Source organism: Pseudomonas sp. JY-Q (assembly GCF_001655295.1).
Lineage (GTDB): Bacteria > Pseudomonadota > Gammaproteobacteria > Pseudomonadales > Pseudomonadaceae > Aquipseudomonas > Aquipseudomonas alloputida.
This window is the reverse complement of record NZ_CP011525.1, coordinates 4,748,014-4,773,797: the sequence shown is the minus strand read 5'-3', so window position 1 is coordinate 4,773,797 and position 25,784 is coordinate 4,748,014. Positions and strand designations below refer to the sequence as shown.

General features: G+C 52.1%; 18 protein-coding genes and 3 pseudogenes. 12 read left to right on the top strand and 9 right to left on the bottom strand.

Going from position 1 to position 25,784, the window contains the following annotated elements:
- Positions 1–351: 351 nt before the first annotated feature.
- The 5 genes from istB to AA098_RS21480 form a co-directional block, all read right to left on the bottom strand.
- Positions 352–1,152, bottom strand: a complete 801-nt coding sequence (istB, locus tag AA098_RS21500; RefSeq protein WP_013970780.1) for an IS21-like element helper ATPase IstB — start codon at positions 1,150–1,152, stop codon at positions 352–354.
- Positions 1,145–2,644, bottom strand: coding sequence for an IS21 family transposase (gene istA / locus AA098_RS21495; protein WP_169725187.1), 1,500 nt, complete (start codon positions 2,642–2,644; stop codon positions 1,145–1,147). Before istA ends, istB begins: the two co-directional genes overlap by 8 nt.
- Before the next feature lie 264 nt (positions 2,645–2,908).
- Positions 2,909–3,655, bottom strand: a complete 747-nt coding sequence (locus AA098_RS21490) for a hypothetical protein (RefSeq protein ID WP_024087626.1) — start codon at positions 3,653–3,655, stop codon at positions 2,909–2,911.
- A gap of 580 nt (positions 3,656–4,235) precedes the next feature.
- Positions 4,236–4,634 (bottom strand): nuclear transport factor 2 family protein, encoded by a 399-nt coding sequence (locus tag AA098_RS21485; protein WP_024087625.1) that lies wholly within the window; start codon positions 4,632–4,634, stop codon positions 4,236–4,238.
- Between the two features lie 284 nt (positions 4,635–4,918).
- Positions 4,919–5,635 (bottom strand): TetR/AcrR family transcriptional regulator, encoded by a 717-nt coding sequence (locus AA098_RS21480; RefSeq protein WP_024087624.1) that lies wholly within the window; start codon positions 5,633–5,635, stop codon positions 4,919–4,921.
- A gap of 1,203 nt (positions 5,636–6,838) precedes the next feature.
- Between AA098_RS21480 and AA098_RS28815 the strand changes: the two genes are divergently transcribed.
- Positions 6,839–7,939: an AraC family transcriptional regulator gene (locus AA098_RS28815; RefSeq protein ID WP_082916920.1), complete on the top strand. Its 1,101-nt coding sequence runs from the start codon at positions 6,839–6,841 to the stop codon at positions 7,937–7,939.
- Complete coding sequence (locus tag AA098_RS21475; protein WP_011911495.1) at positions 7,849–8,877, top strand: IS30-like element ISPsp7 family transposase; 1,029 nt, start codon at positions 7,849–7,851, stop codon at positions 8,875–8,877. The genes AA098_RS28815 and AA098_RS21475 overlap by 91 nt, the downstream gene beginning before the upstream one ends.
- 739 nt (positions 8,878–9,616) lie before the next feature.
- Here AA098_RS21475 and AA098_RS29945 read toward each other — a convergent pair.
- Positions 9,617–10,105: pseudogene (locus AA098_RS29945) on the bottom strand (IS5/IS1182 family transposase); the annotation flags it as partial.
- A 1,194-nt stretch (positions 10,106–11,299) separates the two neighbouring features.
- On the opposite strand from AA098_RS29945, the gene AA098_RS21470 reads away from it, so the two are divergent.
- The 7 genes from AA098_RS21470 (at position 11,300) to AA098_RS29335 (ending at position 18,740) form a co-directional block, all read left to right on the top strand.
- Positions 11,300–12,706: an FAD-binding oxidoreductase gene (locus AA098_RS21470; RefSeq protein WP_013973884.1), complete on the top strand. Its 1,407-nt coding sequence runs from the start codon at positions 11,300–11,302 to the stop codon at positions 12,704–12,706.
- An 11-nt stretch (positions 12,707–12,717) separates the two neighbouring features.
- Positions 12,718–13,065, top strand: coding sequence for a cupin domain-containing protein (locus tag AA098_RS21465; protein ID WP_013973883.1), 348 nt, complete (start codon positions 12,718–12,720; stop codon positions 13,063–13,065).
- Positions 13,066–13,173: 108 nt separating this feature from the next.
- Positions 13,174–14,346, top strand: a complete 1,173-nt coding sequence (locus tag AA098_RS21460; protein WP_371914707.1) for an aromatic amino acid transport family protein — start codon at positions 13,174–13,176, stop codon at positions 14,344–14,346.
- 61 nt (positions 14,347–14,407) lie between these two features.
- Complete coding sequence (locus AA098_RS21455) at positions 14,408–15,904, top strand: PucR family transcriptional regulator (protein WP_047934606.1); 1,497 nt, start codon at positions 14,408–14,410, stop codon at positions 15,902–15,904.
- 630 nt (positions 15,905–16,534) lie between these two features.
- On the top strand, positions 16,535–17,047 hold the full coding sequence (locus tag AA098_RS21450) for a RidA family protein (RefSeq protein ID WP_024087621.1): 513 nt from the start codon (positions 16,535–16,537) through the stop codon (positions 17,045–17,047).
- Between the two features lie 60 nt (positions 17,048–17,107).
- Positions 17,108–18,556 (top strand): NAD(P)/FAD-dependent oxidoreductase, encoded by a 1,449-nt coding sequence (locus AA098_RS28805; RefSeq protein ID WP_013973880.1) that lies wholly within the window; start codon positions 17,108–17,110, stop codon positions 18,554–18,556.
- A gap of 31 nt (positions 18,557–18,587) precedes the next feature.
- Positions 18,588–18,740 (top strand): hypothetical protein, encoded by a 153-nt coding sequence (locus tag AA098_RS29335; RefSeq protein WP_156747530.1) that lies wholly within the window; start codon positions 18,588–18,590, stop codon positions 18,738–18,740.
- Here AA098_RS29335 and AA098_RS21440 read toward each other — a convergent pair.
- Complete coding sequence (locus AA098_RS21440) at positions 18,729–19,757, bottom strand: IS30-like element ISPsp7 family transposase (RefSeq protein ID WP_011911495.1); 1,029 nt, start codon at positions 19,755–19,757, stop codon at positions 18,729–18,731. The two genes, AA098_RS29335 and AA098_RS21440, sit on opposite strands and share 12 nt — an antisense overlap.
- Positions 19,758–20,198: 441 nt before the next feature.
- A complete protein-coding gene (locus tag AA098_RS21435; RefSeq protein ID WP_011911495.1) occupies positions 20,199–21,227 on the bottom strand; it encodes an IS30-like element ISPsp7 family transposase in 1,029 nt (342 codons plus the stop codon).
- Positions 21,228–21,271: 44 nt separating this feature from the next.
- Here AA098_RS21435 and AA098_RS30290 point away from each other — a divergent pair.
- The 3 genes and pseudogenes from AA098_RS30290 to AA098_RS28800 all read left to right on the top strand — a co-directional run.
- Positions 21,272–21,364 (top strand): annotated as a pseudogene (locus AA098_RS30290) (twin-arginine translocation signal domain-containing protein); the annotation flags it as partial.
- 21 nt (positions 21,365–21,385) lie between these two features.
- Positions 21,386–22,741 (top strand): NAD(P)/FAD-dependent oxidoreductase, encoded by a 1,356-nt coding sequence (locus AA098_RS21430; RefSeq protein ID WP_256544964.1) that lies wholly within the window; start codon positions 21,386–21,388, stop codon positions 22,739–22,741.
- A complete protein-coding gene (locus AA098_RS28800) occupies positions 22,734–24,158 on the top strand; it encodes an aldehyde dehydrogenase family protein (protein WP_013973878.1) in 1,425 nt (474 codons plus the stop codon). The genes AA098_RS21430 and AA098_RS28800 overlap by 8 nt, the downstream gene beginning before the upstream one ends.
- Positions 24,159–25,275: 1,117 nt before the next feature.
- Here the strand turns inward: AA098_RS28800 and AA098_RS21425 are convergent.
- Positions 25,276–25,731 (bottom strand): annotated as a pseudogene (locus AA098_RS21425) (IS5-like element ISPa41 family transposase); the annotation flags it as partial.
- Between the last annotated feature and the right edge of the window lie 53 nt (positions 25,732–25,784).

The following is a 25,784-nucleotide window of genomic DNA, read 5'->3' as shown; positions in this document are numbered from 1 at the left end:
TGCTGTTTAGATCTAAAATGTCTTTTAGGCACATCATGTAGTGTTTTTTGTTGGGTTGATGTCTATATATTGATTTGTGCCATGGCCTGTCGTAAGGTTTAGCACCTGCCTTCACCTAGCGATGAAGGCGCCCAGGAGGGGACACATGCCAGTTCTGTTGGATGCACTGTATGACCGGGATCTGAAGGCCACGCTGGTGTCGGCGCTGATTGAAAACTGACCCACCCTGCCGATTGAAAAATGACCCAGGGCTGCTTGCCGATTTAGACCCCGGCAATTGTGGATAAGCCTAGCAGTCGACAGCGTCGTGAAAGTGCTGACCCTGCACTCAGCAAGGCCAGCCCAAAGAGGTCAAAACGGGTCGTCCTCCGATTCCTCGACATCCTGCCGTCTGCGCTCCCTCGCCTGGATCTTGGTCTTGGCCACCAAGGTGCTGTTTTGCAGGCGGTATGATTCATTCCCCGTCTCGACGATGTGGCAGTGGTGTGTCAATCGGTCGAGCAAGGCCGTGGTCATCTTGGCGTCGCCAAATACGCTCGACCACTCGGCGAAGCTGAGGTTGGTGGTGATGATCACGCTGGTGTGCTCGTAAAGCTTCGAAAGCAGGTGGAACAGCAGGGCTCCGCCGCTCTGACTGAAAGGTAGGTAGCCAAGCTCATCAAGGATTACCAGATCTGCACGCAGTAGTCCTCGGGCGATACGCCCTGTCTTGCCCTCATGTTTTTCACGCTCCAGCAGGTTGACCAGATCGACTGTGGAGTGAAAACGCACACGCTTGTTATGTTGGGTGATGCCGGCCACTGCCAAGGCAGTAGCGAGGTGCGTTTTACCGGTGCCAGGGCCACCGATGAACACCACATTTTGCGCTGTGTCGGTGAAGGCCAGAGTGGACAGTTCCCTGATCAATCGGACATCGGCGCTGGATACACCGAAGTCGAAGCCAGCCAGGTCACGGTGCATGGGCAGTTTCGCCATGCTCATCTGATGATGCACCGAGCGTACTGCTCGGTCGGCGTGCTCTTGATCAAGGAGATGCTCGATCAGCCATTTCGATGACGCAGTGGAAGATTCGCCTTGTGCGGCCAGCTCTGCCCAGGCATCGGCCATGCCGTGCAGGCGTAAGTCTTTGAGTTCCTCTGTGAGATCACGCATTGCGCACCTCCTCATCCGTGCTGCGCAACCGGTCATAGCGTGCGGTATTGGCAACAGGGGTAACGTTCAGTTGCAGGTTGGTTTCGACCGAGGGTGGTGCTTCACGAGCGGTCAGACGGGCCACGATGTTGAGGATGTGGTCAGCGCTCAGGCTGCCAGACTCCAAAACCAGCTCAACCGCTACGAGAACAGCATCCAGGCCAGCGATGGGCACGGCGGCCAAGACCTGGGTCATAACCCGGTCACCCTGTAGATTCCGCAGCAGCCCGCGCCTGAGCAGGCGTAGTGGCTTAGGCAGATCGGCAAACGGGGCACCATTGCGTAGGGCCCCCGGTTTGCGTTCAATGAGGGGGATGTAGTGTTGCCAGTCGTAGCTGACCTGATCGCGATCAAACAGGCGCTCATGGCTAGCAATCACACCCTCATCGGCAATCACGACGATTCGCGAGGGATAGAGCCGACTGCTGACCCACTGGCCAACACGCTCACAGGGTACTGAATAGCGGTTGCGAGCCACGTTGATCAGACAGGTGCTGGAAACGCGAACCGTGCGTTCTACATATCCGTCGAAAGGCGTCGGCATCGGCATCATTTCGACGCGCTCCAATTCCAAGACTTCTGCGACGGTAAGGCCGTTGTACTGCGGATGAATCAGCTCATGCCAGAGAGCCCGGCAGCGCTGGGCAAGCCAGGCATTCAACTCTTCGAAGCTATGGAAAGTATTGTCGCGGGCGGACAGCCAGATGCGGCGCCGACTGTCTTGGACATTCTTTTCGACGATACCTTTTTCCCAGCCGGACGCTACGTTGCAGAAGTCCGGGTCGAACAGGTAGTGCGAGCACATCACCATGAAGCGAGCATTGACCGTGCGGCCTTTACCCTTGGAGACCTTGTCGACCGCAGTTTTCATGTTGTCGTAGATGCCGCGACGCGGCACGCCACCTAAGGCGGCGAATGAGCGGGTATGGGCATCGAACAGCATTTCATGCCCTTGGCTGGGATAGGCCACTAGCCAGAAAGCTCGGCTGGCACATAGCTTCATGTGCGCGACCTGGACGCGCCTGAAAACACCGCCAACCAGCAGGCCTTCCTCGCTCCAATCGAACTGGAAGGCCTCGCCCAAGGCGAATGCCAACGGCACAAATGCCCGTACCGCCTTGCCTTGCTCTCCGCGCCAATGACGAACGAAGGCAGTGAGCTGGCTGTAGCCGCCGTCATAGCCTTCAGCGCGGATCATGGCCAGCAGCGCCTTGGCACTGCGACGATGTTGCTTGGCCCTTAAGGCATCAGCCCGCAGCGCTTGCTCCAACATCTCGTGAAAGGGACTGAGCTTGTTGAACACGGCTCGACGCTGATAAACCGGCTGTTTGGACTCCGGCGCTCTGACCCATTTTCGGATGGTGTTGCGCGACAGTCCGGTGCGCTTGGCTATCTCATGCAACGACAGCTTGTCGCGGAAATACATCCGCCGAATTTTGCCCATCATTTCCATGCTGATCACCCTGTGTTCTCCTGCTCAAAAATTGAGCAGGTGCAGTGGAACACCTGGGTCAGTTTTCAGTCAGCACAACGGGCGAAACTGGGTCAGTTTTCGGTCAGCGGCAACAGTGTTCCAGTGACGAGTGAGTCTTGGCTGGACATTCTGGTCACTCCTGGCGCTGGTTGGCGCGTGATGGGAAGTAACCTGAATTCAACATCTGAAAGTGAACAATGTCATTGCAACGCAATCAAGAGGGTTGCAGTGCAATACTCCAAATTATGTTCGGGAAAGGCTACGCCTGCCGGCTGCAAATTTCTCGTCCAGCGAACGCTTACTCAACCCTGGCACGCCACTGTAATGTGCAGTTATAGAATCGACGATGGCTGCTTGGTTGTCGAATATCGAATGTCGTCTTCCTGCCTCGGATGAGCTCAGCATCGTGTTTACCAATGCTCCGATCACGTTAAGAAAGCTTGCTTTGCTTTGGTCGCTGAGGTGCTTTCCATTTTCAGCAAGTGCGCGTAGGTTCTCGCGTTCTATACCTGCGGACTGAAGTTCGATCATTAGCGTCTGAAGTGTTGCTTCGGCTGCTTTTAATTGTACTTCTAGCGCTTCTCTATCTGCTTGCAAGGTCAGGTATGTCTCGTAGCGTATATTTTCCTGCTCAGTAGGGAGGCCAAATAAAAAAAACGGTCGCTGATCCGGATGGTGGTTGAACATCCACCATTTCAGGTCCGAATGCCTGATGGTCAGCAGTTTGTAATCAATTGGCGTGCCTGAGGGAACGGTCGTACCTAAAGCGCCATAACGTAGCTCATGATTTCGAATCGCGTCGAGAATTTTTTCAGTAGTAGCGTGTAGGCATGGCCACTGCGGGAAAGCTTTGGCGAGTAGAGCAGGGCACTCCCACGAGGACCCGAGGATCTGGGTTTCAAAAGCGATTAAGTCGCACCAGCGGATTGCAACGTCAATGGGTCTATAGAACAGCTTGGCAAGAGGATTGAATCCGTTCGATGTGTACATAGGGCAGCCTTTTAAAAAGGGCAGGCCCCGCTAGGTACAGTCTAAATGTTGGCGGTCATGGCCAAGGCTTCCGTGCGGTTGCTGTCCTAATATCGCAGTGAGTAACTAAGTCGTCATTGTCTCTTTCTTTGCAGTTCAAATAATTAAACGTTGTAGAGGTATTGCCTCGACTAGGGCGATTTTCTATCAGGGAATAATTCACGAAAAATGATGTAATTTGTAAATCGCGGATATTGATATGAACTATCGGCCTGGCATCGTTTCTGGTTTTTTTATGTGTCCAAGCAGCTGTGCAGTTGGGACGGTTTAGGAAGAAAATGATTAGTCCAGTGCATGTCGAAAAGTCTCGCTAATAAAACTGGTCATCTGTCAGAAGTGAGCATTTGTCTTCCGACGCTAGCATCTTAAGACTGACAGCTTATTTCCTAGTCGGACCAGCGTGGCACTCATCTTCTAGCCGGTGAGTGCCGCCATCTAGCACAAGTAGGAGCGTATTCGGAGCCCATTCTATCCGTTAATAGTCTAGAGTCGTAAATGACGCCAAGGTATGAAGCGATATATGCTGGTGGGAAGGACAGACTCAAGACTGAAAGAGCGCTTCCTTAGCCTTGCTATAAGCAAGTTTCGCAATAATTTTACCTTCACGGAAATGTAGAAGATCTAGCCCTCGCAACGATGTGGATACTCCATTCAGATGCATATCGCACCGCCACCGTATCATTATTTTGCTCGAATCAGCATCAACGAAAAGATCCTCTCCTACATACTCAATTTTTCCGAAAGAACCGTCAAAAAAAGGTGCCAAGGCCTGACGTATTTCCACCTTACCGATATGGCTCCCACCATAGATATCTTCGTAGACTGCGTCATCGCTAAAAAAAGCCATGACGACCTCGAGATTAACGGCATTATTTGCCTCAACAAACCTCTGGGTCGCTTGCGTCAGCGTTGCTCTTTCGGAAGATGTCGTGTTATCCAATTCAAATCACCTTTGCATTAAAAGTTATTTAACCGCCACTGCGACGGTCTATAATCATAAACACAGTATGTCTGCTGGGGATTGACATCAAACGCCAAATTTTTTGACTCGGCGCGACATTGATTTTTTGTGGTTGGTGCAGAGTTCGTTATATTTGCAGATGGAGAGGGTGAAATACCAAAAAAATTGCATATGAGCGTCGAGTGCAGTATGAGTAGTAAATTTCAGGGGGCGGAGTTGTCTGCCCCTTGAGTGGCACTTGGGAGATCTATTGAAGTGAAATTTTATTTATACTTGTCTTGAGTTGCTTGCTTGAGAGAGTTGATGCCGCCCGTGATAAATATCGTCATTCTTTCAACAATGTCATCTTCTGATTCTGCGTGAAGGTGTCCGTCAGTAAGCTCACCAATACGATCAACGCCTCTCAGCATATAAAGAATCATGGAAACCATAAATACTGCTCCCCAACTCACGGCAGCTGCGTCGTCTTCACCCTCACATTCCATAATTTCATGAATGAAGGCCTTTAATGTATGATCATATAGCTCTTTCCTCAAGGGTACGGCCACCTCTTCAGGTTCGCTAGCTAGCCGGGACTGCAAGCGTGCAAAATGCATCCATGCTTGTCCTCCTTCCCTGTGTTCAAATTGTGGTCTTAAGTAGGTTCGCACGATGTCATAGGTATTATAGCCTTCAGGACGGGATTTAAGTTCATCAAGGTAGTTCTGACGCTTCTTGTCTATATCGGACAATCCCCGTCGATATACTTCCATAAAAAGATTCTGTTTCGTTCCGTAGTAATAAGTAATTAGTGCTTGAGTAACGTTTGAGTTTTGCGCTATTTGCTTAAGGGTCGCTCCTAGGAACCCGTGCATAGCGAAAACCTTTTCAGCCTCATTTAAGATGAGCTCTTTATTAACGACCTCGCCGAGTTCAGAGAATCGGCGCCTACCGAGTTTAGGCCCAACTGCGGAATTTTGTGCTGATTTCGAGTCTGCCATAGGATTTTCCAGCTGGATTATAAAATAATCAGGGGATTATACATTGAAAATTTAGGGTTTTAAATACCCTCGGTTGACATGGTGAGATTTGGGGGGGGAGGATGTTTAACTAGGAAGTATGAGCATATTCTAATCTTGCATTTCACCAGAACGCTTGCGCTAATAGATTGTCGGGCTAATGTTGTTGCTGTTAGGGTGTAAGTCATTAGCTGGCAGGATGTGTAATTTAAGTGTGTCTCTCGGTGGGGGGGACTGCTCTAAAGTAAAGCATAGCCCGTACTGCTCGGGCTTGATTATATTTTTAGAAAGCTTGCCGATACTCTTGGCTATTAATTATTTATACTTCGCGGATATCGAGCTATCTATACTCGTTCAATTGTTCTGATATGTCTTTTGTTGGTTATTCGAACGTCGAAGCTTTTGTTGCGAGCATCACCTGTCAATGTACGGGGCTGGATATCTAGCTTGAAGGTGGGAGGGCTCTAAGACCTTTCGCGAGAGGTTCTCAGATTGAGGCAGTACCACGCGGGGACGCAGCACGCAGGTCCGGTTCGGGGAAGCGTAAGAGCTCTAGTGATGAGTCCAATTGAGCGCATAGCTGTAGCCGGGGGTATGGCGTGCGGTAGGGCGCGAGTCTCACCAGTTTCTCATTCGTCCCAGATAACAGCGGAATGAGCTGAGGCTCCGGGAATGGTGAGACGTCTGAAGGCCGGACTCGTGTGGGATATTGCTGTGTGGTCTAGTGACGTCATTCACCAGTCTCCTCTCGTCTCCCGAACGTCCCAGGACCGGGACGTGCATTGAGTTTTGAGGCTGAGGGATGTTGATTGTCAACATTCAGTGAGGCACCAGAAAACTGGTTCGATGCATTCGGGCTGGTTTGATGCGTCACGAGGTGCAATTAGCCGCTGGCATCATCTAGGATGTTGAATTTACTAAGGTATTGATAACACTGTGATCTGTGGCGCATTATCTCACAGGTGATGCGAGCGTTGCGAAATGACGCCCATGGAAGCGCTAGAGCGGAATTCACGACGTTAGCTGCTGAAGCAGAGAGCTCGCCAGCTTGGGGGAGGATTTTGGCCCCTCGCGTAGGTCGGCCTGGCACCAATATTCTCGTCTGAGAAAAAATACTCAATGGACTTAATCGTATAAACGTCAGTCACGATACATCTAGAAATAACAAGAATTCGGAGCTGCCAAATGAGTGGAAGAGACACAACCCAGATCGCGGAGACAGTACTCAGTCCTTTTCAAGAGCTCATTGAGCCTTATCTTGAACGGGTCGGTCTCGAAAAATCAATATTGGCAGATCCGGATATGGAAATACCGGATCGAAAATTCGTCGAATTATTAGAGCTGATTTCCAAAGAGCAAGATGATTTTATTGGCATACATATGGCAATGAAGCTTCGGTCACGTAACTGGGGGATATTTGGCCACGCGGTTCGCAATGCTCCAGATGTAGCGACTTTTCTGAACGTTATGGCTGGTTTTGTCAATGTTTTCTCCCAAGCTGTAGAAGAAAGGTTCGTCGAGACAAGTGACGCTATTGGGCTTAGCTATCGTTTGATCGACTCTTCTATAGGGTATCGTCGGCAAGATTCTGAGTTTTCTATAACGGCAATTATTATAATGCTTCGTGAAGCAACAGGCATGGAAATAAAAGCGAAACAGGTCCGATTTGAACACTCCGGATCTGCTGGGGCGAAACTATATAAAGAGGTTTTTGGTGTAGCTCCCAAATTCCAACAATCTATAAATTCGATCATGTTTAGCCGTTCGGTGTTGGCCATTCCAATCGTTGATGCCGATCCCAGATTGTATCGCCTTTCTATGCAATATTTAAAGGAAAGGCTATTGGAGCGCCGGGTGGAACGCAGCGTAATTGTCAGGGTATCACATATCGTCGGGCGCAAGCTGGCTGACGGGGTGCCGACATTGGCAGAGGTGGCGGACGCTATGCATATGAGTGAGAGAACGCTACAGCGCCGCTGCAGAGAGGAGGGTGTCGATTTCCTGCACCTTGTTGACGATATACGGAGAAACACGGCTATTGATCATCTTAAGAATAGCGAAAAAAACCTTACAGATATAGCTTCTGAGCTTGGTTACTCTCAACTAAGCGCATTCAGTCGGGCGTTCCGTCGCTGGACTGGGCGGCGGCAAAAACTGAGTGCAACACCTGACCTTTCCGGTACGGTGCTGCCCCTATGTCTTATACCGAACTCAGCGTTGAAGAGCGCGCCACCATTCAAATCGGTCGTACCCAAGGCTTCAGCCTGCGCAGGATTGCCTGCTTGATCAACCGATCCCCTTCGACCATCAGCCGTGAGCTGCGCCGTAACCGAGGTGCTTGCGGTGGCTACTCGGCCCGTCTGGCTCAGCAGCAAATGCAGGCCCGCCGCCAGGTTTGTCGACCGATGCGAAAACTGTTGCCGGGTAGCGAGCGCTTCGAACTGGTGACCCATATGCTGCGTGAGCGTTTGTCTCCCGAGCAGATTGCCGGCAAGCTGCGCAGCATGAACATACCCAACCTGCGAGATGCCTACGTCTGTCGCGAGACGATCTACAACGCGATCTATGCCCTGCCAGTGGGTGAGCTGCGTAAGGAGCTGATCATCTGTCTGCGCCAAGGCAAGACGACGCGCCGGCCGCGCTCTGGTGGCGTGGATCGGCGCGGCCAGATCCCCGAGATGGTCAGTATTCATGTGCGCCCGCCGGAGATTGAAGACAGGCTGATGCCGGGGCATTGGGAAGGCGACCTCATCAAGGGTAAGGCCAACGCCTCGTCCGTCGGTACGCTGGTGGAACGCACCAGTGGCTACCTGATGTTGGTGAAGATGAACGACGCAACGGCGACTTCGGCGCTGGAAGGCTTCAGCGCCGCGCTCAATAGCATGCCGCTGGAGATGCGCAAGAGCATGACTTACGACCAGGGCCGGGAGATGGCGCGACACGCCGAGATCACCCAAAGAACCGGCGTGGCGATCTACTTCTGCGACCCGCACAGCCCCTGGCAGCGCGGCAGCAACGAAAACATCAACGGCCTGATTCGCCAGTACTTGCCCAAGGGCACAGACCTGTCGGTACATAGCCAGGAGGAGCTGGACGCCATTGCGCTGCAACTGAACATGCGACCGCGCAAGCGCTTCGACTTCAAATGCCCCATCGAGGTGATGGGAGAGGTCATGCAAAATGCCATGGCAATGCGGCATGATGCTCCGGTTTCAATTCAATAACCGTGTTGCACTCAGCTCCTGCAACCGCCCTGGATTAACGCCGATGGAGTACCGAAATACTTATAATAAACGCATGCTTTGATATCTAATGGCATTTTTAATTTGATACTTGTCCTGTTGTAGGCTGTTATAGATTGAAAGATTTCCTTTGTTTTACGGTGTTGGTCTTGGAGGTTGCTTTTTGGATAAAAAATATCTACTTATGCCCGCTTAAGCGCGTAATAAATCGGCGCGCTTGGCAAGGTCGCTTTTATCAAGTAAAATAAGCTACCGTATCGACCAGCGAGCGAGTGTCATCGATCCGTCTATTATGTAACCACGGAAGTCGTATCTATCCGTTCAGACTTGGCGGGTAAGTCAGGCTTTCATTCGCTCAAACAAAACCACTCCAGTTTCTGCCGCGCTTATGGCTCTCCAAAGAATTGCGACGTCCACTGTTACATCTAGCGAACGCACCTTGATCGCTTTAATACGGTAAATCAGCGTTTGCTTGTATACAGGTGTTTAGGACCATTTTGCCAAAAAAACGGTTTTGTCAAGAAAAACTCTCAGCATATTCTGCAACAGGCCTCCGTGTAATGCATCTTGTTCAATTAATGCACCTAGAGATGCGCCAATCAACTTGGCACATTTTATCGGCAAGTTGAAGAATCACCCAGCAAACCACGTTATTCGCTGAAAAACGCACCATGATTAGTACAGGGAAGGAGTTTGCGCCCGCCCTTTGGCGCCAGGAGCCTCACTCACCCATGCCCGTGAGCTGTTTTCGAGCCATCCACAGATTTGACTGGGCGAACAGCGTGGACAGCTGCGCTGTGTCGTTCATCAGCCCACGACAGCGCGCGTTCACGTAGCCGAAATGACGCTTGATCACCCGAGCGGATGCTCGACTGCGGCCCTTGTCTGAGCTTTTCAGTGCTCGAGCTTGCGCTTGGCCTTGTAGAGCACGCTGCGTTTATTTAGCATGAAATACGTGCTGTGCCGTGCATCGGCCATTATTGTCCGCCGCGCCATGAAACGTGATTAGTCAGTCTCGACTCGGGATCGGTGCCGATATGAGCCTTCAGCCCCAAGAAATGCTGGTTACTTTTCTTGGTCTGATGCATTTCGGGATCGCGCTGTCCATCTTCGTTCTCGGTCAAACTGCGGTATGAATAACGGTGGCATCGACGATCGTGCCCTCACGCGGCGACAGACCTCTCTCCTGCAAGTAGCCATTGATGACCGCAAATCGATCTAGAGCACGTCCTGATCCATCTCGGCAAGGAAGCGTTCCCGGGGGCTGCTTACGCTTGCCGGCGTATTCAAAGCCGAAAAAGCCCATCTGGCTGATAGGTAGCTCGAATCAAGGATCGACAAAGTTCAGTGCGTCTACTGAATTGTTCAGAGAATTCCTAAATCTCACCAATCACCCCACGATGGCCAATCTTGCCATCACATTCAGCGTAACGGTACGAGGAGGGGTAGGGCATGAGAAATCGTCAACAAATGATCGATTCCATGGCGCTGCGATGATGGCTCGACATCAAACTCTGTGTGATATCGCTTTGATATCGTAACGCCTGGTCACACATGCTGAAGCTATGGATATTGCGACTGCTTTTGTTAAGTTTGTCTTAAGTCTCTCAGTAAAATGTGTTATTGGAAGAGTGAGCGCCGCTTGAGGCTTCCGCGATATGGGGCTCCCAACTCAGCTGGAGGCCGTCCTGGCTGCAGTGGGCGTCAGCTTGAAACATGGAGGTCGCGATTATTCGATATTTCTACTGATGACTCGCCTCTGCCGGGTCGCAAGTCCAGGCGACCAATAAGTATTAGCTCAAACCTCTCGGCGACTCTGTTGGCAACCATGACTGGTAGACTCATAGAGTCTGCCCCCTAATTGTCGATATCCCTTAACGTCTTGCCACCGGATACCAGTTAAAATTATGTGTTGATCGATATCCTATCTCGGAGATTGACCGCACGTGGCGGCGGGCCGTGGATTCCGCCATTACTTTGCAAGCTCGTGCGTCAACAGTAGAGGTTGCGGTTTGGATGTCGACCACGCCTTATTGGCCGCTGAGGTAAGATCACAAACCCATCCGCTTGGCTTGTTGCTGGCTCTGGTGCATTTCAGGCATACACATACAATAGGGCTGGCTGCTCCTGATCGGATATTCCGGATTTGGAATCCCCTCCCACGCGGTCGATGCGAGGGCAGCCATCGATCCAGGCTCTGGGGAAAACCTGACTAACAACGGAAGTGCGCGCTTCTATGCAAAAGCCGTCAACGGTCAAACCGCTCCTTCATCAACTCTGCAAAAGCAAAACGATTCACTTGTACGATCGTATGAGCGTCTAACGTGTTTTCCTAATTGAGTCTAATTGTCGCCCTGCTCAAGCTCATCGAAACTGGCCCAAATTCCACTGACCAGGGCTCAGAATGAAGCTAAATATTACCCCGCCCTTGAAACCAAGCCACTGGATGGCAGCGACTGCCTTGACCGACGGCGCAACGCTGCCTCTTAAGGGCGAGCATGCCGTTGACGTTGCCATAATTGGTGGCGGGTTTGTTGGGCTCTGGACTGCGATAACGATCAAGGAACATGAGCCGGACGCCCGCGTGATGCTACTTGAACAGCACGTCTGCGGGGGGGGCGCCTCAGGTCGCAACGGTGGTTTTGTCATGTCTTGGTGGCCGAAGATTGGCACCCTGCGCGGCTTCTGTAATGACGAGCAAGCCCTCTTCCTGGGGCGTAGTGCCGAGCAAGCAATCACGGAACTGGGCGAATTTTGTGAGCGATATGGTATTGATGCCCATTTCCAGCAGAGCGGCTGGCTATGGACCGCAACGACCCAACAACACGTCGACACATGGAACGGCACCCTTGCCGCCTGCGAGCGCCTCGGCGTACGTCCATTCGAGCGTCTGGATCCCCGCGAGGTGGCGCGACGCAGCGGTTCGGCGGTACACCTAGCAGGTGTATTCGAGCGTAGTAATGCCACCGTGCAGCCCGCGTTACTGGTTGAGGGTATGCGGCAGGTTGCGTTGGCCAATGGCGTCGAGATTCATGAAGGGACGGGGGTGACCGACATCGAGCCGGGTCAACCAGCCTTGGTAAAAACCGCTCATGCCGCTATTCGTGCCCGTTCGGTCGTGCTTGCGGTCAATGCTTGGGCAGCAACAATACCAGCTCTGGCGAAAGTGGTCGTGCCGGTCAACAGCTCTATCGTGACCACCGAGGCTATCCCGCAACGCCTCAAGCAAATCGGCTGGACCGGAGGCGAAGCCGTAACCGACTCGCAATTGATGGTGGATTATTACCGCACCACGCGCGACGGCCGCATCGTCTTTGGTAAAGGCACAGGCGCCTTGAGCTTCGGTTCGAAAATCGGCGATGTGTTCAGCGAGGATATGCAGAGTTTGGCACTCGTCGAAGCGGACCTACGCCGTACCTATCCCATGCTCGACGATGCATGCATCGCCGCGCAGTGGTCTGGCCCGATTGACCGAACCTACGACAGCCTGCCGGTGTTCGGTCGGCTCAATAGCCAAGAGAACATACATTATGGCATCGGCTGGAGCGGCAACGGGGTCGGCCCGAGTCGAGTGGGCGGACGCATTCTCGCCAGTTTGACCCTGGGGCGCACGGATTTCTGGAGCTCCTGCTCGCTGGTGGAGCGTAGCTGCCGCACGTTCCCGCCTGAGCCGATTCGTTATTGGGGCGGCTCTCTTGTGCGCAACGCCGTAATGCGCAAAGAACGCTCGGAACTAGCCGGTAACACTCCAGCCGCTCTCGATCTTTTCCTGGCTCGCTTTGCACCGGCTGGACTCGAAGACAAAGCCTGAGGAAGTAAACCATGTCGATTGTTCGTATCCCTGCCAGTGCGCCGCTGACCTTCGGCGAAGCTATTACTCTCGGCAGTTCGGAGCAGGAGCTCGTAGCACAAGCACGCATCGCTGCGCACCTGGAGCTGCCGGACGCCCGTGGTTCTGTTGGTGTCTGGGAATGCAGCCCTGGCAGCTTCCGACGTCAAGTGGTCCAGGCCGAGTACAGCTACATCGTCAGCGGCGCTGGCTGTTTTACGCCAGACACTGGTGAGTCTGTCAATTTCAGCGCAGGTGACGCGCTGTACTTTCCTGCCAACAGCCAAGGCACTTGGGTCATTCACCAGAACCTTCGCAAGACATACCTGATTCTTGAGTGAGTCATTTGTCTGCCACTCCTCCCACATAACAAGACGAGGTAACAAGAAGTGGGTACACAACAACACATTGAAGAATCCTCGGGGTTGAAAGCTCATGCCCTTGGCCGGATGGAAACCATTGGCATCATCATCGGCACCAACATTGGTGCAGGCGTACTCAGCATGGCCTTCGCTGCGCGCAAAGTCGGCTATGCGCCCCTGCTGGTGTGTCTGGCGATTACGTGCCTGTTCTGCATCATTACCATGCTTTATGTCGCCGAAGCGTGCCTTCGCACCTGTGAGAACAAGCAGCTAAGTGGCCTGTCACGTAAGTATCTCGGAGCTTTCGGCGGCTGGCTGATTTTCATCGCCGTTGCCGCCAATAGCTATGGCGCTCTTGTTGCATACATGACTGGCAGCGGCAACATTCTTACCGACTTCTTCAGTCGGTTCGGTTTGAGCCGGCAAATGGGCAGCTTGCTGTTCTTCATACCTTCGGCGTTGGTGCTGTATCTGGGACTGAAGGCCTTGGGCGTTGCGGAAAAGTTGATCAGCGTCGGTATGGTGATGATTGTCTGCTTGCTGATAGGCGCAACCGTGGTCCATGACGACACTCGTTTCATGCATCTATGGCAAAGCCAGTGGCAATACGTGGTGCCGGTTTTCAACTTAGCTGTATTTGTTTTCGGCGCGCAATTCCTGGTGCCAGAACTAGTGCGCGGTAACCTGGATTCACCCAAGCGTGTCCCACGCCTGATCATCGGCGGTATGCTGCTGACTTTCGTTGTGGTGGCCGCCATTCCTGCTTCAGTGATCGCGCTAGTAGGCACTGAAAACCTCAGTGAAGTGGCTACGCTCAGTTGGGGGCGGTCGCTGGGTCAGTGGGCCTACTATGTTGCCAACACTTTTGCCTTGCTTGCGATGTTGACCTCCTACTGGGGGCTTGGTGGATGCCTGTTCACCAACATTTTCGACCACTTCCGGCTCGGTGACGAAAGCCATCGTGGCAAGCGACTCATGGTATTGGCTGTGGTGGCAATCCCGCCGTTCATCCTGGCATACTCGGGTATCAGCGGCTTTGTCAACGCGCTGTATTTTGCTGGAACCTTCGGCGGCGTACTCATGGGTATTATTCCAATCCTTTTGCTTAATGCCGCACGCAAACGTGGCGATAAGGAACCGGCGTTCAAGTGTGGCTGGTATGCTCATCCACTCATGCAAGCCGGTATTATCCTGGTCTTCGCCTCGAGTGGCGTCTACGCCGTGCTATCAGCCATAGGAATGCTGCCTGCCAGTTGGTAATGACTCGAGGCAAGGCGGGATGAGCCTGAAACCTCGAGTCATCCAATGGAGCAGCCCGCACATGTCTCATCACGTCCGTGACTTGATTGCCCACACCGAGCTCCGCTCACGCCTCTTGAGCGGTGCTGAAGGCCTTGACCGCGAAGTGCGCTGGGCACATGTCTGCGAATTGCCCGACCCCACCGAATGGCTGGGAGAGGGCGATGTGTTGATGACCACGGGGCTCGGCATTCCTGCTGACCCCCTGCAGCAACGCGAGTACGTGCAACGCCTGGCTGAAGCGGGCTTGGCCGGGATGATGATCGGTGAACATATGCAGGCGCCGGCCAACCTCCATGCCCTCTGCGAGCGGGCCGAGCAGATGAATTTCCCGGTAATCCTCACAGAATATGGCGTGCCTTTCGCTGCGGTGACCCGGGCGATCATCGATGCGAACCAGAAGGAAGAGTACCAACGCCGCAATGCGCTGGTGCGGGTATATGAGAGTGCCCGGCTGAGCATGTCTGGCCTGAGCCTGGCGGGGTTGGTCCTACGCCTTGAGGCTGATATCCACTGTCGTCTTCATGTGCTTTTGCTCGAAACATTAGAACCTTGGGCGGACGACCTTGCCCCGCTATCCGAGTCAGTCCGTTTGGCACTCCTAGGCAGCCGCCGCAAACAGGTAGAGCAGCAGCCCATGCTGCGCCGCCTTACTTTGGCGGATGGCGAAGCGCTTAGTATCGAACTGCATACCGAACAGAACTGCTTGTTGGTGGTGACCGGCGAGCGACTGCCTGACTATAGCCTGCTGCACCATCTCACCGCTGTGCTTGGGTTGGAAATTCAGCGACGTCAGGCCGAGCGTGAACGCCGTTTGCGCCTCGGCTCGGAATTACTGGACGACCTGCTGCAACAACGCTTGAGCCTTGATCAGGCAATCCAGCGCCTGGACGGTCAACTGTCTGGCCTAGCCCTTGAGCGTGCGGTCATCACCGTGGCGCGAGGACATGGACTACGGAGAAAAACGGAACTGCTGCTCAGGATACTGGACAACAGCGTACTGGCGCGCATTCAGGGTGATGAACTCATCCTAATGCACGCCGACGGCCTACAGCCGTTGCTCGGTGAAAAACTTGACATCAACCTAGGCTCAAGCGCGCCATTGCAGACATTGACACGCAGTGCGGAAGCGCTACGCGAAGCACTGTTAGCCAGCGCTCACACCCATGCACAACGGCGCATCTGCCGTTATGCAGAGCTGGAAACCGACACGCCTTGGTTGCCCAGAACACCGGACGAAGCAAAGCGCGCCTTCCACACGGTGCTGGGTGCAATTCATGATTATGACCAAGCCCAACGTACAACCTTGTTGCAGACGTTGCAGGTATTTCTCGAAGAGAACCGCTCGTGGCTGCATGCGGCGAAACGTCTACATGTGCACAAGCAAACTCTGGTTTATCGCGTTCGCCGCATCGAAGAGATCAGTGGACGCTCTATGGACAGCACCGCTGATGTGGCAGCGCTGTGGCTCGCACTCCAAAGTCGCTGGGTAGTGTCCAAATCGCCCCTAACCTGTTAGATAAATATGAACCTCTGCTTTTGCCGAATTCAACTAGTGCTGACAGGGTGCAGTAGTACGTTCCCAGCGATCAACCGATGACCGTCTAGGGCCTCTGTCCGGTGGCACGACTGGCAGAGGTCAGCCAGAATTCGCCTCTCATGTCGGCAGCAGTCGGGACGCCGCAGACCGCATCATTCTTTCACCGCACCAAATCAAAAGAAAAACTCCGATCAGCTTGCCGAAAATCGTCGACGATTTGAACATCCCTCCCCACAGACTCTAATGAGCTACCGGACAATTGTTTAATATAGACTTGATAGTTAGCACGCCTTTTCTGCATACGGTGACTTGGAAAGCGTTCGGAATAAATTTCACAACCGGCCAATGTGTTGGTGGGTAATAAATATTAAACATGTAGGTTGACTCGGTGATCGTCGTGCCTTCCAAGGATATCTAATAGAACTAAGCGCGGTTCGGAAATATGTAATTCGGCTTGCGAAAGCGTCCAGAATCAGGGCCTAGTCTCAAATCGTGTTCAGTGTTTCCTAAGGCGTTGGCGCGTGAAGGCATGTGAAATGGCGTCTCATGTCAAACGTGCGGTCCAAAGGATCGGGTACCTTACAAAAAACATAAAAAAGGAGTGCCCGTATGATTATCCCGCAAGAACCCCGTCGCCATTTTCCTAAGCATAATAAGTGCAGTTTGAGGCACAGTTTTCTGTTGGTGACGTTCCTGACCTTGCTGTCTCCTCAGTTGTTCGCCAATGATGCTAAGACTGCATTTCATCTGAATCCTGATTTCGAAAAAAAATACAACTTTTCGATCGCAATTAAAGCTGGAAGTTATTTATATATCGGTGGTGTTACCGCAGTTGATAAGGAAGGGAGGGAAGTGTACGCCGGTGACGCTAGTAAACAGATGCAGCTAATCTACGAGCGAATGTCAGCCATTTTAAAAGCACATGGCGCTGACTTCAGTAAGGTTGTAAGCGAGACGATTTATTATAAGACTGATAATGATACTTATTATAAGGCTCTCGAAGCGAGGGCCGCTGCATATAATGGAGTAGTAGCGCCCAGCGCGTCGGGCGTAAGGGTAGCAGACTTTGCTAGCGATAGCGCACTAGTTGAAATAACGGCAGTGGCATATTTGGGGGAGTAGCCTAGATATAGCTGATTTTGGGTTTACAACTACTACGACCTAACTAGAAGGCGCCGGGACATGAGTGATAAAACAAAAACAAATGAAGGCTTTAGCCGCAGGTCTTTTATCGGAAGCGCGGCAGTCGTAACAGCAGGTGTTGCGGGATTGGGAGCTATTGATGCGGCTTCGGCTACGCAAAAAACGAACCGAGCAAGCACCGTCAAAGGTGGCTTCGATTACGATGTGGTAGTAGTTGGTGGAGGGTTTGCTGGCGCGACAGCCGCCCGTGAATGTGGTTTGCAGGGTTATCGAACGCTTTTATTGGAAGCGAGGTCCCGCCTAGGTGGTCGTACGTTTACCTCGCGCTTTGCAGGTCAAGAAATTGAATTTGGCGGGGCATGGGTGCACTGGCTGCAGCCGCATGTTTGGGCAGAAATGCAGCGTTACGGTCTGGGTGTAGTGGAAGATCCACTTACTAATTTAGATAAAACCTTAATCATGTATAACGACGGAAGCGTCGAAAGTATTTCGCCCGATGAATTTGGCAAAAACATTCGAATAGCTTTTGAAAAGCTTTGTCACGATGCCTGGGAAGTATTTCCTCGTCCGCATGAGCCGATGTTTACTGAGCGCGCTCGGGAATTGGATAAATCTTCTGTTCTTGATCGCATCAAAACTTTGGGCTTAAGTCGGCTGCAACAGGCTCAAATCAATAGTTACATGGCCTTGTATGCAGGTGAGACAACTGACAAATTTGGCCTGCCTGGTGTACTTAAGTTGTTTGCATGCGGCGGTTGGAACTATGACGCCTTCATGGACACTGAAACTCATTATAGAATTCAAGGGGGCACGATAGGCCTCATTAATGCAATGTTGACCGATAGCGGTGCCGAGGTCCGCATGTCTGTGCCCGTCACTGCTGTTGAGCAAGTCAATGGTGGCGTCAAAATCAAGACCGACGACGACGAAATTATTACCGCCGGAGTAGTCGTAATGACAGTTCCACTCAATACGTATAAACATATCGGTTTTACGCCTGCCCTTTCTAAAGGTAAACAACGATTCATCAAAGAGGGGCAGCTTAGCAAAGGTGCTAAGCTTTATGTTCATGTTAAGCAGAATCTCGGACGGGTTTTTGCGTTTGCGGATGAACAGCAACCTTTAAACTGGGTCCAGACGCACGATTACAGCGACGAGTTGGGGACAATACTGTCGATCACCATCGCTCGCAAAGAAACAATTGATGTGAATGACCGAGATGCTGTAACTCGCGAAGTTCAAAAAATGTTTCCGGGTGTTGAGGTTCTTGGTACAGCGGCTTACGACTGGACAGCTGATCCATTTTCCTTGGGGGCATGGGCGGCTTATGGAGTAGGTCAACTAAGTCGTCTCAAAGATCTACAGGCGGCTGAAGGACGTATTTTATTTGCAGGAGCTGAAACCAGTAACGGTTGGCACGCGAATATCGATGGTGCTGTTGAAAGTGGACTACGTGCCGGTAGGGAGGTTAAGCAGCTCTTAAGCTAGTACGTAAAACTACAATAAATGAGGATAAAAAATGAAACAAGCGTTGCAAGTTGTTACTCGTCATTTTGGTTCGTTAGTTCTTCTAGCATTATCTGGTGTAGCTGTAGGTGCAGATAACTGTGATCCGGAAAATGGGAAAAAGGGGCGGTTGCAGGAGCTGAGTGCAACACGGTTATTGAATTGAAACCGGAGCATCATGCCGCATTGCCATGGCATTTTGCATGACCTCTCCCATCACCTCGATGGGGCATTTGAAGTCGAAGCGCTTGCGCGGTCGCATGTTCAGTTGCAGCGCAATGGCGTCCAGCTCCTCCTGGCTATGTACCGACAGGTCTGTGCCCTTGGGCAAGTACTGGCGAATCAGGCCGTTGATGTTTTCGTTGCTGCCGCGCTGCCAGGGGCTGTGCGGGTCGCAGAAGTAGATCGCCACGCCGGTTCTTTGGGTGATCTCGGCGTGTCGCGCCATCTCCCGGCCCTGGTCGTAAGTCATGCTCTTGCGCATCTCCAGCGGCATGCTATTGAGCGCGGCGCTGAAGCCTTCCAGCGCCGAAGTCGCCGTTGCGTCGTTCATCTTCACCAACATCAGGTAGCCACTGGTGCGTTCCACCAGCGTACCGACGGACGAGGCGTTGGCCTTACCCTTGATGAGGTCGCCTTCCCAATGCCCCGGCATCAGCCTGTCTTCAATCTCCGGCGGGCGCACATGAATACTGACCATCTCGGGGATCTGGCCGCGCCGATCCACGCCACCAGAGCGCGGCCGGCGCGTCGTCTTGCCTTGGCGCAGACAGATGATCAGCTCCTTACGCAGCTCACCCACTGGCAGGGCATAGATCGCGTTGTAGATCGTCTCGCGACAGACGTAGGCATCTCGCAGGTTGGGTATGTTCATGCTGCGCAGCTTGCCGGCAATCTGCTCGGGAGACAAACGCTCACGCAGCATATGGGTCACCAGTTCGAAGCGCTCGCTACCCGGCAACAGTTTTCGCATCGGTCGACAAACCTGGCGGCGGGCCTGCATTTGCTGCTGAGCCAGACGGGCCGAGTAGCCACCGCAAGCACCTCGGTTACGGCGCAGCTCACGGCTGATGGTCGAAGGGGATCGGTTGATCAAGCAGGCAATCCTGCGCAGGCTGAAGCCTTGGGTACGACCGATTTGAATGGTGGCGCGCTCTTCAACGCTGAGTTCGGTATAAGACATAGGGGCAGCACCGTACCGGAAAGGTCAGGTGTTGCACTCAGTTTTTGCCGCCGCCAGGTTTACCAAATTTGCAGTGTGTGCCACTCAAATGACACTACTGGTGTTCACGGCGCAGCGGCGCCCAATCTACACGGTCTGGAGGGCCGGAAAGTCGGCTCGGTGCCGGGTTTCAAATTTTCTTCAGCGCTACGTGATTCTGGGGACACTTGGACCCCGCAGCATTTAGATAAGTTCCTGGAGAATCCTATGGCCGTATATCCCCTAACCCGTATGGCTTTCTCAGGCCTCAAAAATGAAAAAGATCGACGCGACGTGCTTTGTTTTTTGAGCAAATCCTCTAACTGAAACTTTTGAAAGTCTATCGGGGTTTCCACAACATGACAAAAGATGGTGATGAAGGCAGCAAAAGCGGGGCGGTTGCAGGAGCTGAGTGCAACACGGTTATTGAATTGAAACCGGAGCATCATGCCGCATTGCCATGGCATTTTGCATGACCTCTCCCATCACCTCGATGGGGCATTTGAAGTCGAAGCGCTTGCGCGGTCGCATGTTCAGTTGCAGCGCAATGGCGTCCAGCTCCTCCTGGCTATGTACCGACAGGTCTGTGCCCTTGGGCAAGTACTGGCGAATCAGGCCGTTGATGTTTTCGTTGCTGCCGCGCTGCCAGGGGCTGTGCGGGTCGCAGAAGTAGATCGCCACGCCGGTTCTTTGGGTGATCTCGGCGTGTCGCGCCATCTCCCGGCCCTGGTCGTAAGTCATGCTCTTGCGCATCTCCAGCGGCATGCTATTGAGCGCGGCGCTGAAGCCTTCCAGCGCCGAAGTCGCCGTTGCGTCGTTCATCTTCACCAACATCAGGTAGCCACTGGTGCGTTCCACCAGCGTACCGACGGACGAGGCGTTGGCCTTACCCTTGATGAGGTCGCCTTCCCAATGCCCCGGCATCAGCCTGTCTTCAATCTCCGGCGGGCGCACATGAATACTGACCATCTCGGGGATCTGGCCGCGCCGATCCACGCCACCAGAGCGCGGCCGGCGCGTCGTCTTGCCTTGGCGCAGACAGATGATCAGCTCCTTACGCAGCTCACCCACTGGCAGGGCATAGATCGCGTTGTAGATCGTCTCGCGACAGACGTAGGCATCTCGCAGGTTGGGTATGTTCATGCTGCGCAGCTTGCCGGCAATCTGCTCGGGAGACAAACGCTCACGCAGCATATGGGTCACCAGTTCGAAGCGCTCGCTACCCGGCAACAGTTTTCGCATCGGTCGACAAACCTGGCGGCGGGCCTGCATTTGCTGCTGAGCCAGACGGGCCGAGTAGCCACCGCAAGCACCTCGGTTACGGCGCAGCTCACGGCTGATGGTCGAAGGGGATCGGTTGATCAAGCAGGCAATCCTGCGCAGGCTGAAGCCTTGGGTACGACCGATTTGAATGGTGGCGCGCTCTTCAACGCTGAGTTCGGTATAAGACATAGGGGCAGCACCGTACCGGAAAGGTCAGGTGTTGCACTCAGTTTTTGCCGCCGCCCGGAGTATCACGCCGAAAGTTCCTTGGTAGCGCCGCGGTCGGAGTGGCAACAGCGGGCATAGCCTCGCAGCTTCTGACTCTGTCGGCGCCCGCGGAAGCGGCGGTGAAGACCAATGTTGGTCCATCACGCGCAGGCGTGGGTTATGACGTTATTGTAATCGGTGGAGGCTTCGCGGGTGTTACTGCGGCGCGAGAAGCAAGCCGTTCTGGCTTGAAAACTCTAATTCTTGAAGGTAGAAGTCGGTTGGGCGGCCGAACTTTTACGTCTAAGCTTCAGAATCAAAAAGTTGAGTTGGGAGGTACCTGGGTACATTGGACCCAGCCGAATGTTTGGACTGAGATTATGCACTATGGCCTAGAGGTGGAGGAGACGGTCGGTCTTGCGAATCCAGAGACCGTCATTTGGGTAACAGAGGATAATGTCAAAAGAGCACCTGCAGCAGAGGCGTTTGAAATTTTTGGCTCTGCCTGTAACGAATACTACAAAGAAGCACGGAATATTTATCCGCGCCCGTTTGAACCATTTTTTGAGCGAAAGAAGCTGCAGCATGTTGATGGACTTTCCGCGGCAGATTATCTTGAAAAATTGCCTTTGACCAGGGAGCAAAAGGATATGATGGATTCCTGGCTCAGTGGAAATGGACATAATTATCCGGAAACTATTGCATATAGCGAGATTATGCGTTGGTTTGCACTCAGTAACTTTAATATGCCCACAATGTTCGATTCCATTGCGCGGTACAAAATTAAAACCGGTACGCATAGTCTTTTAGAGGCCATAATGGCGGATGGTAACTCGGAAGTTAAACTTTCGACGCCAGTGACTAAGGTTAATCAAGATAAAGATAAAGTAACAGTTACCACTGAAGACGGTGTCTTCACGGCATCAGCGGTAATTGTAGCCGTCCCTATCAACACTTTGCATGATATTGAGTACTCGCCGAAGTTGTCGGCAGCTAAAGTGGATATGGGATCGCAACGGCATGCTGGTGCTGGTGTAAAGGGCTATATTCGCGTAAAACAAAATGTCGGCAATGTAATGACATATGCTCCTGCCCGGAATAAGCTCACACCATTTACCTCAGTATTCACAGATCACGTGGACGAGAGCGGTACGTTACTCATTGCATTTTCAGCCGACCCTAAGTTGATTGATATCAATGATATCAAAGCCGTCGAAAAGGCTTTGCAACCACTTTTGCCAGGCGTCGAAGTAACTGCTAGTTATGGCTACGACTGGAACCTCGATCCCTTTTCTAAGGGCACTTGGTGCACTTACCGTCCTAACCAGACGACTCGATACTTGACTGAGCTGCAGAAGCGCGAAGGACGGCTATTTTTTGCAGGCTCGGACATGGCCAATGGTTGGCGTGGATTCATTGATGGAGCAATCGAGAACGGTAGAGAGGTAGGGCATCAAGTCGCTACGTATCTAAAAAGAGAAAATGACAATGCGTGATTATCGGAAGTTTTATATAAACGGCGAATGGATAATGCCAGTGGGGGGCGAAGAACTCGAAGTGATTAACCCCGCCACTGAAAGTATAGCTGGTGTAATTACACTAGGAACAGCTGATCATGTTGACCTTGCGGTAAAATCAGCGCGCCTTGCATTTGAAAGCTGGTCCCGTACGAGCAAAGAACAACGACTTGAGTTACTTGAGAAAGTATGTCAGATATTTGAAGCCAGGATGGAGGATATCGCTGGCGCAATTACCGAAGAGATGGGAGCTCCGTTCAAGCAGTTAGCCCGCCCTCTCCAGGCACCATCTGGCTTGGGGCATTTCCTAACGGCAATCTCTGTATTGCGTAATTACCAATTTGAGGAATGTTCGGGAACGACTCGTGTAGTACGTGAGCCGGTCGGAGTTTGCGGGTTAATAACACCTTGGAACTGGCCAATGAACCAAGTGGCGGCGAAGGTCGCACCAGCATTAGCAGCTGGTTGTACTGTAGTATTAAAACCCAGCGAGATTGCCCCATTTTCAGCTTATTTACTTGCGGAAATTTTGGATGAGGCGGGTCTTCCGCCTGGTGTCTTCAATCTTATTAATGGAAATGGTTCCGGTGTGGGCGCTCCTCTGGCTGCACACGTGGATGTGGATTTGATCTCTTTCACTGGTTCTACTACTGCTGGCGCGCTCGTCTCGAAAGCAGCAGCAGATTCTGTCAAGCGAGTAGCACTAGAGTTGGGTGGAAAATCGGCAAACATTATACTCGACGACGCTGATCTCGCATCTGCTGTTTCGCATGGCGTTATGACTATGATGCTCAATACCGGGCAAAGTTGCAATGCTCCATCACGCATGCTAGTTCCGGCATCGAAATTGTTGGAAGTAGAGCGGATAGCAAAGAAGCTATGTGAAGAAATAATAGTCGGGAACCCGTTAGACGAACGCACAAGTCTCGGGCCGCTGGCGAGCGCCGTACAGTATGAGAGAGTTCAGGTCTGTATACGAAATGGCTTAGCTGAAGGTGCAAAGCTAGTCTGTGGAGGTTTAGGCGTCCCGGACGGAGTAAGAGCTGGGTATTATGCTAAACCGACAGTTTTTAGCAATGTTGCGAACGATATGGCGATTGCACAGGAGGAAATTTTTGGCCCTGTACTTTGCATTATCCCCTATACAGATGCTGAAAATGCGATCGCAATAGCAAATGATAGTTGTTTTGGTCTGTCCGGATATGTTAGTTCGGGGAGTCTGGCGCGTGCGCGCGAGGTCGCAAATAGACTGCGTACAGGAAGTGTACATCTTAACGGGGCACCTCTGGATTTTTCAGCGCCGTTTGGTGGTTATAAAAAGTCAGGTAACGGCCGCGAATGGGGTAAATACGGCTTTGAAGAGTATCTCGAAATCAAGTCAATTATGGGCTGTTAACTAAAATAACTATTGAATAATTTAGCGTGTGGTAAGTTGCGCGCATGTTGTAGCTGGCATCTAATACATGTTCACTATTTGATGTGGCTATCGTCGGTTTGTCTTGCGGAGCTTACAATTCGAAATAAGATGAAAGTCCGGGAGCCTGATATCAGTGTATGTCAGGCTGTCTTCAGATTCTCGGCTTCATTCTCCATCTGATATGACTTTGTTTTATGAGTATCCCTTTCTTCCTGATGCTAGATTTGTCAGTTAATTGGTGAGACTTATGTCCCGATTCTGAGCGCTGCGAGCAAATGGCATATATCTGCACGTTGAGATGCTGTAACTATAAATGTCTTGTCGGGGTGGTTTTCAGAATGCACCTAGACTCCCAGAAATTCGGTTTTCAATAAATATCCAGGCTGAATGTTAATTGTGGGTCTTCTAAAAATATTTATGACTCGTGAAACCAATGGTCGGTTTTGTTATTGAACGCTGTTATTTGTTTTTTTTTGGGGTGGGTAATCATTTATATCTTTTCACCTGCGGATACGATTTTGTGGGATGGAGTTTGTCGCGGTTCGTGCACGCGTAAGGAGCGTGCGATTGCAGTTCACGTCGCGGTCAGGTCGAGCTATATCTTAGACGTAAATTTATAAAGTTAAATCGAAGAAGTAGAAGCTGCCGAATATTTGCGAGCCAATATTTCTGGTTTAATTCATGAGGGCGTAATATAAAAACGATATTAAACTCTATTAATGCGCTAATGTTTTTTTTTATGCCAACACGCGCCAACTAGGTTTTTTTCAGACTGCCAGTCGGTGATCAAATTTATGGCGAAGATATTTCGATAGTGGTCAACCGAGCACGTACAGGAATCGCGGAATTCAATGTCCGGATCCAGTGGTTGACGTCATCCAGACCATCATCATCGACCACGGTGCATATACGCACCGCTGTCTTGGTACAGAAGTGCTTCCGGTTGGCTGGGACTGATAGGTGTTCGCTAGGGATGCTCCGATCAACTTGTCGTGCAGCCGCGGCAAGTTGCAATTTTCCAGGCACCTACAGCGTCATTGGACGAAAAGTGACCGAAAAATCATGTACGGAGAGCTTTTTCGACCGGTTCTCCGTGTTAAACGCGAACCTCACCCATACCCATGAGCTGTTTTCGAACCCTCCACAGGTTTGCCAGGGCGAACAGCGTGGTCAACTGAGCCGTGTTTTTCATCAGCCCACGAAAACGTATTTTCACGTAACCAAACTGCCGCTTGATCACGCGAAACGGATGCTCGACCTTGGCCCGTGTCTGAGCCTTGCAGAACTCGATCTTGCGCTTGGCTTTGTACAGTACGCTGCGCTGGTTCAGCTTGGAATAGGTGCTGCGACGCGCTGCAATCTGCCAGATCACCCCCCGATTTTCATGCTCTTCGCGCCTTTCGACACCGGTGTAACCGGCATCTGCATACACGGCGTTTTCTTCGCCATGCAGCAGTTCAGCCACCTGCGTGACATCGGCCACATTGGCAGCGGTGCCATGGACGTGATGCACCAGGCCGGACTCGACATCGGCACCGATGTGCGCCTTCAGTCGGGTAAAGCAGGAGTGTTACCACTCCTGCCTCCCCTAAGAACCGTACTTGA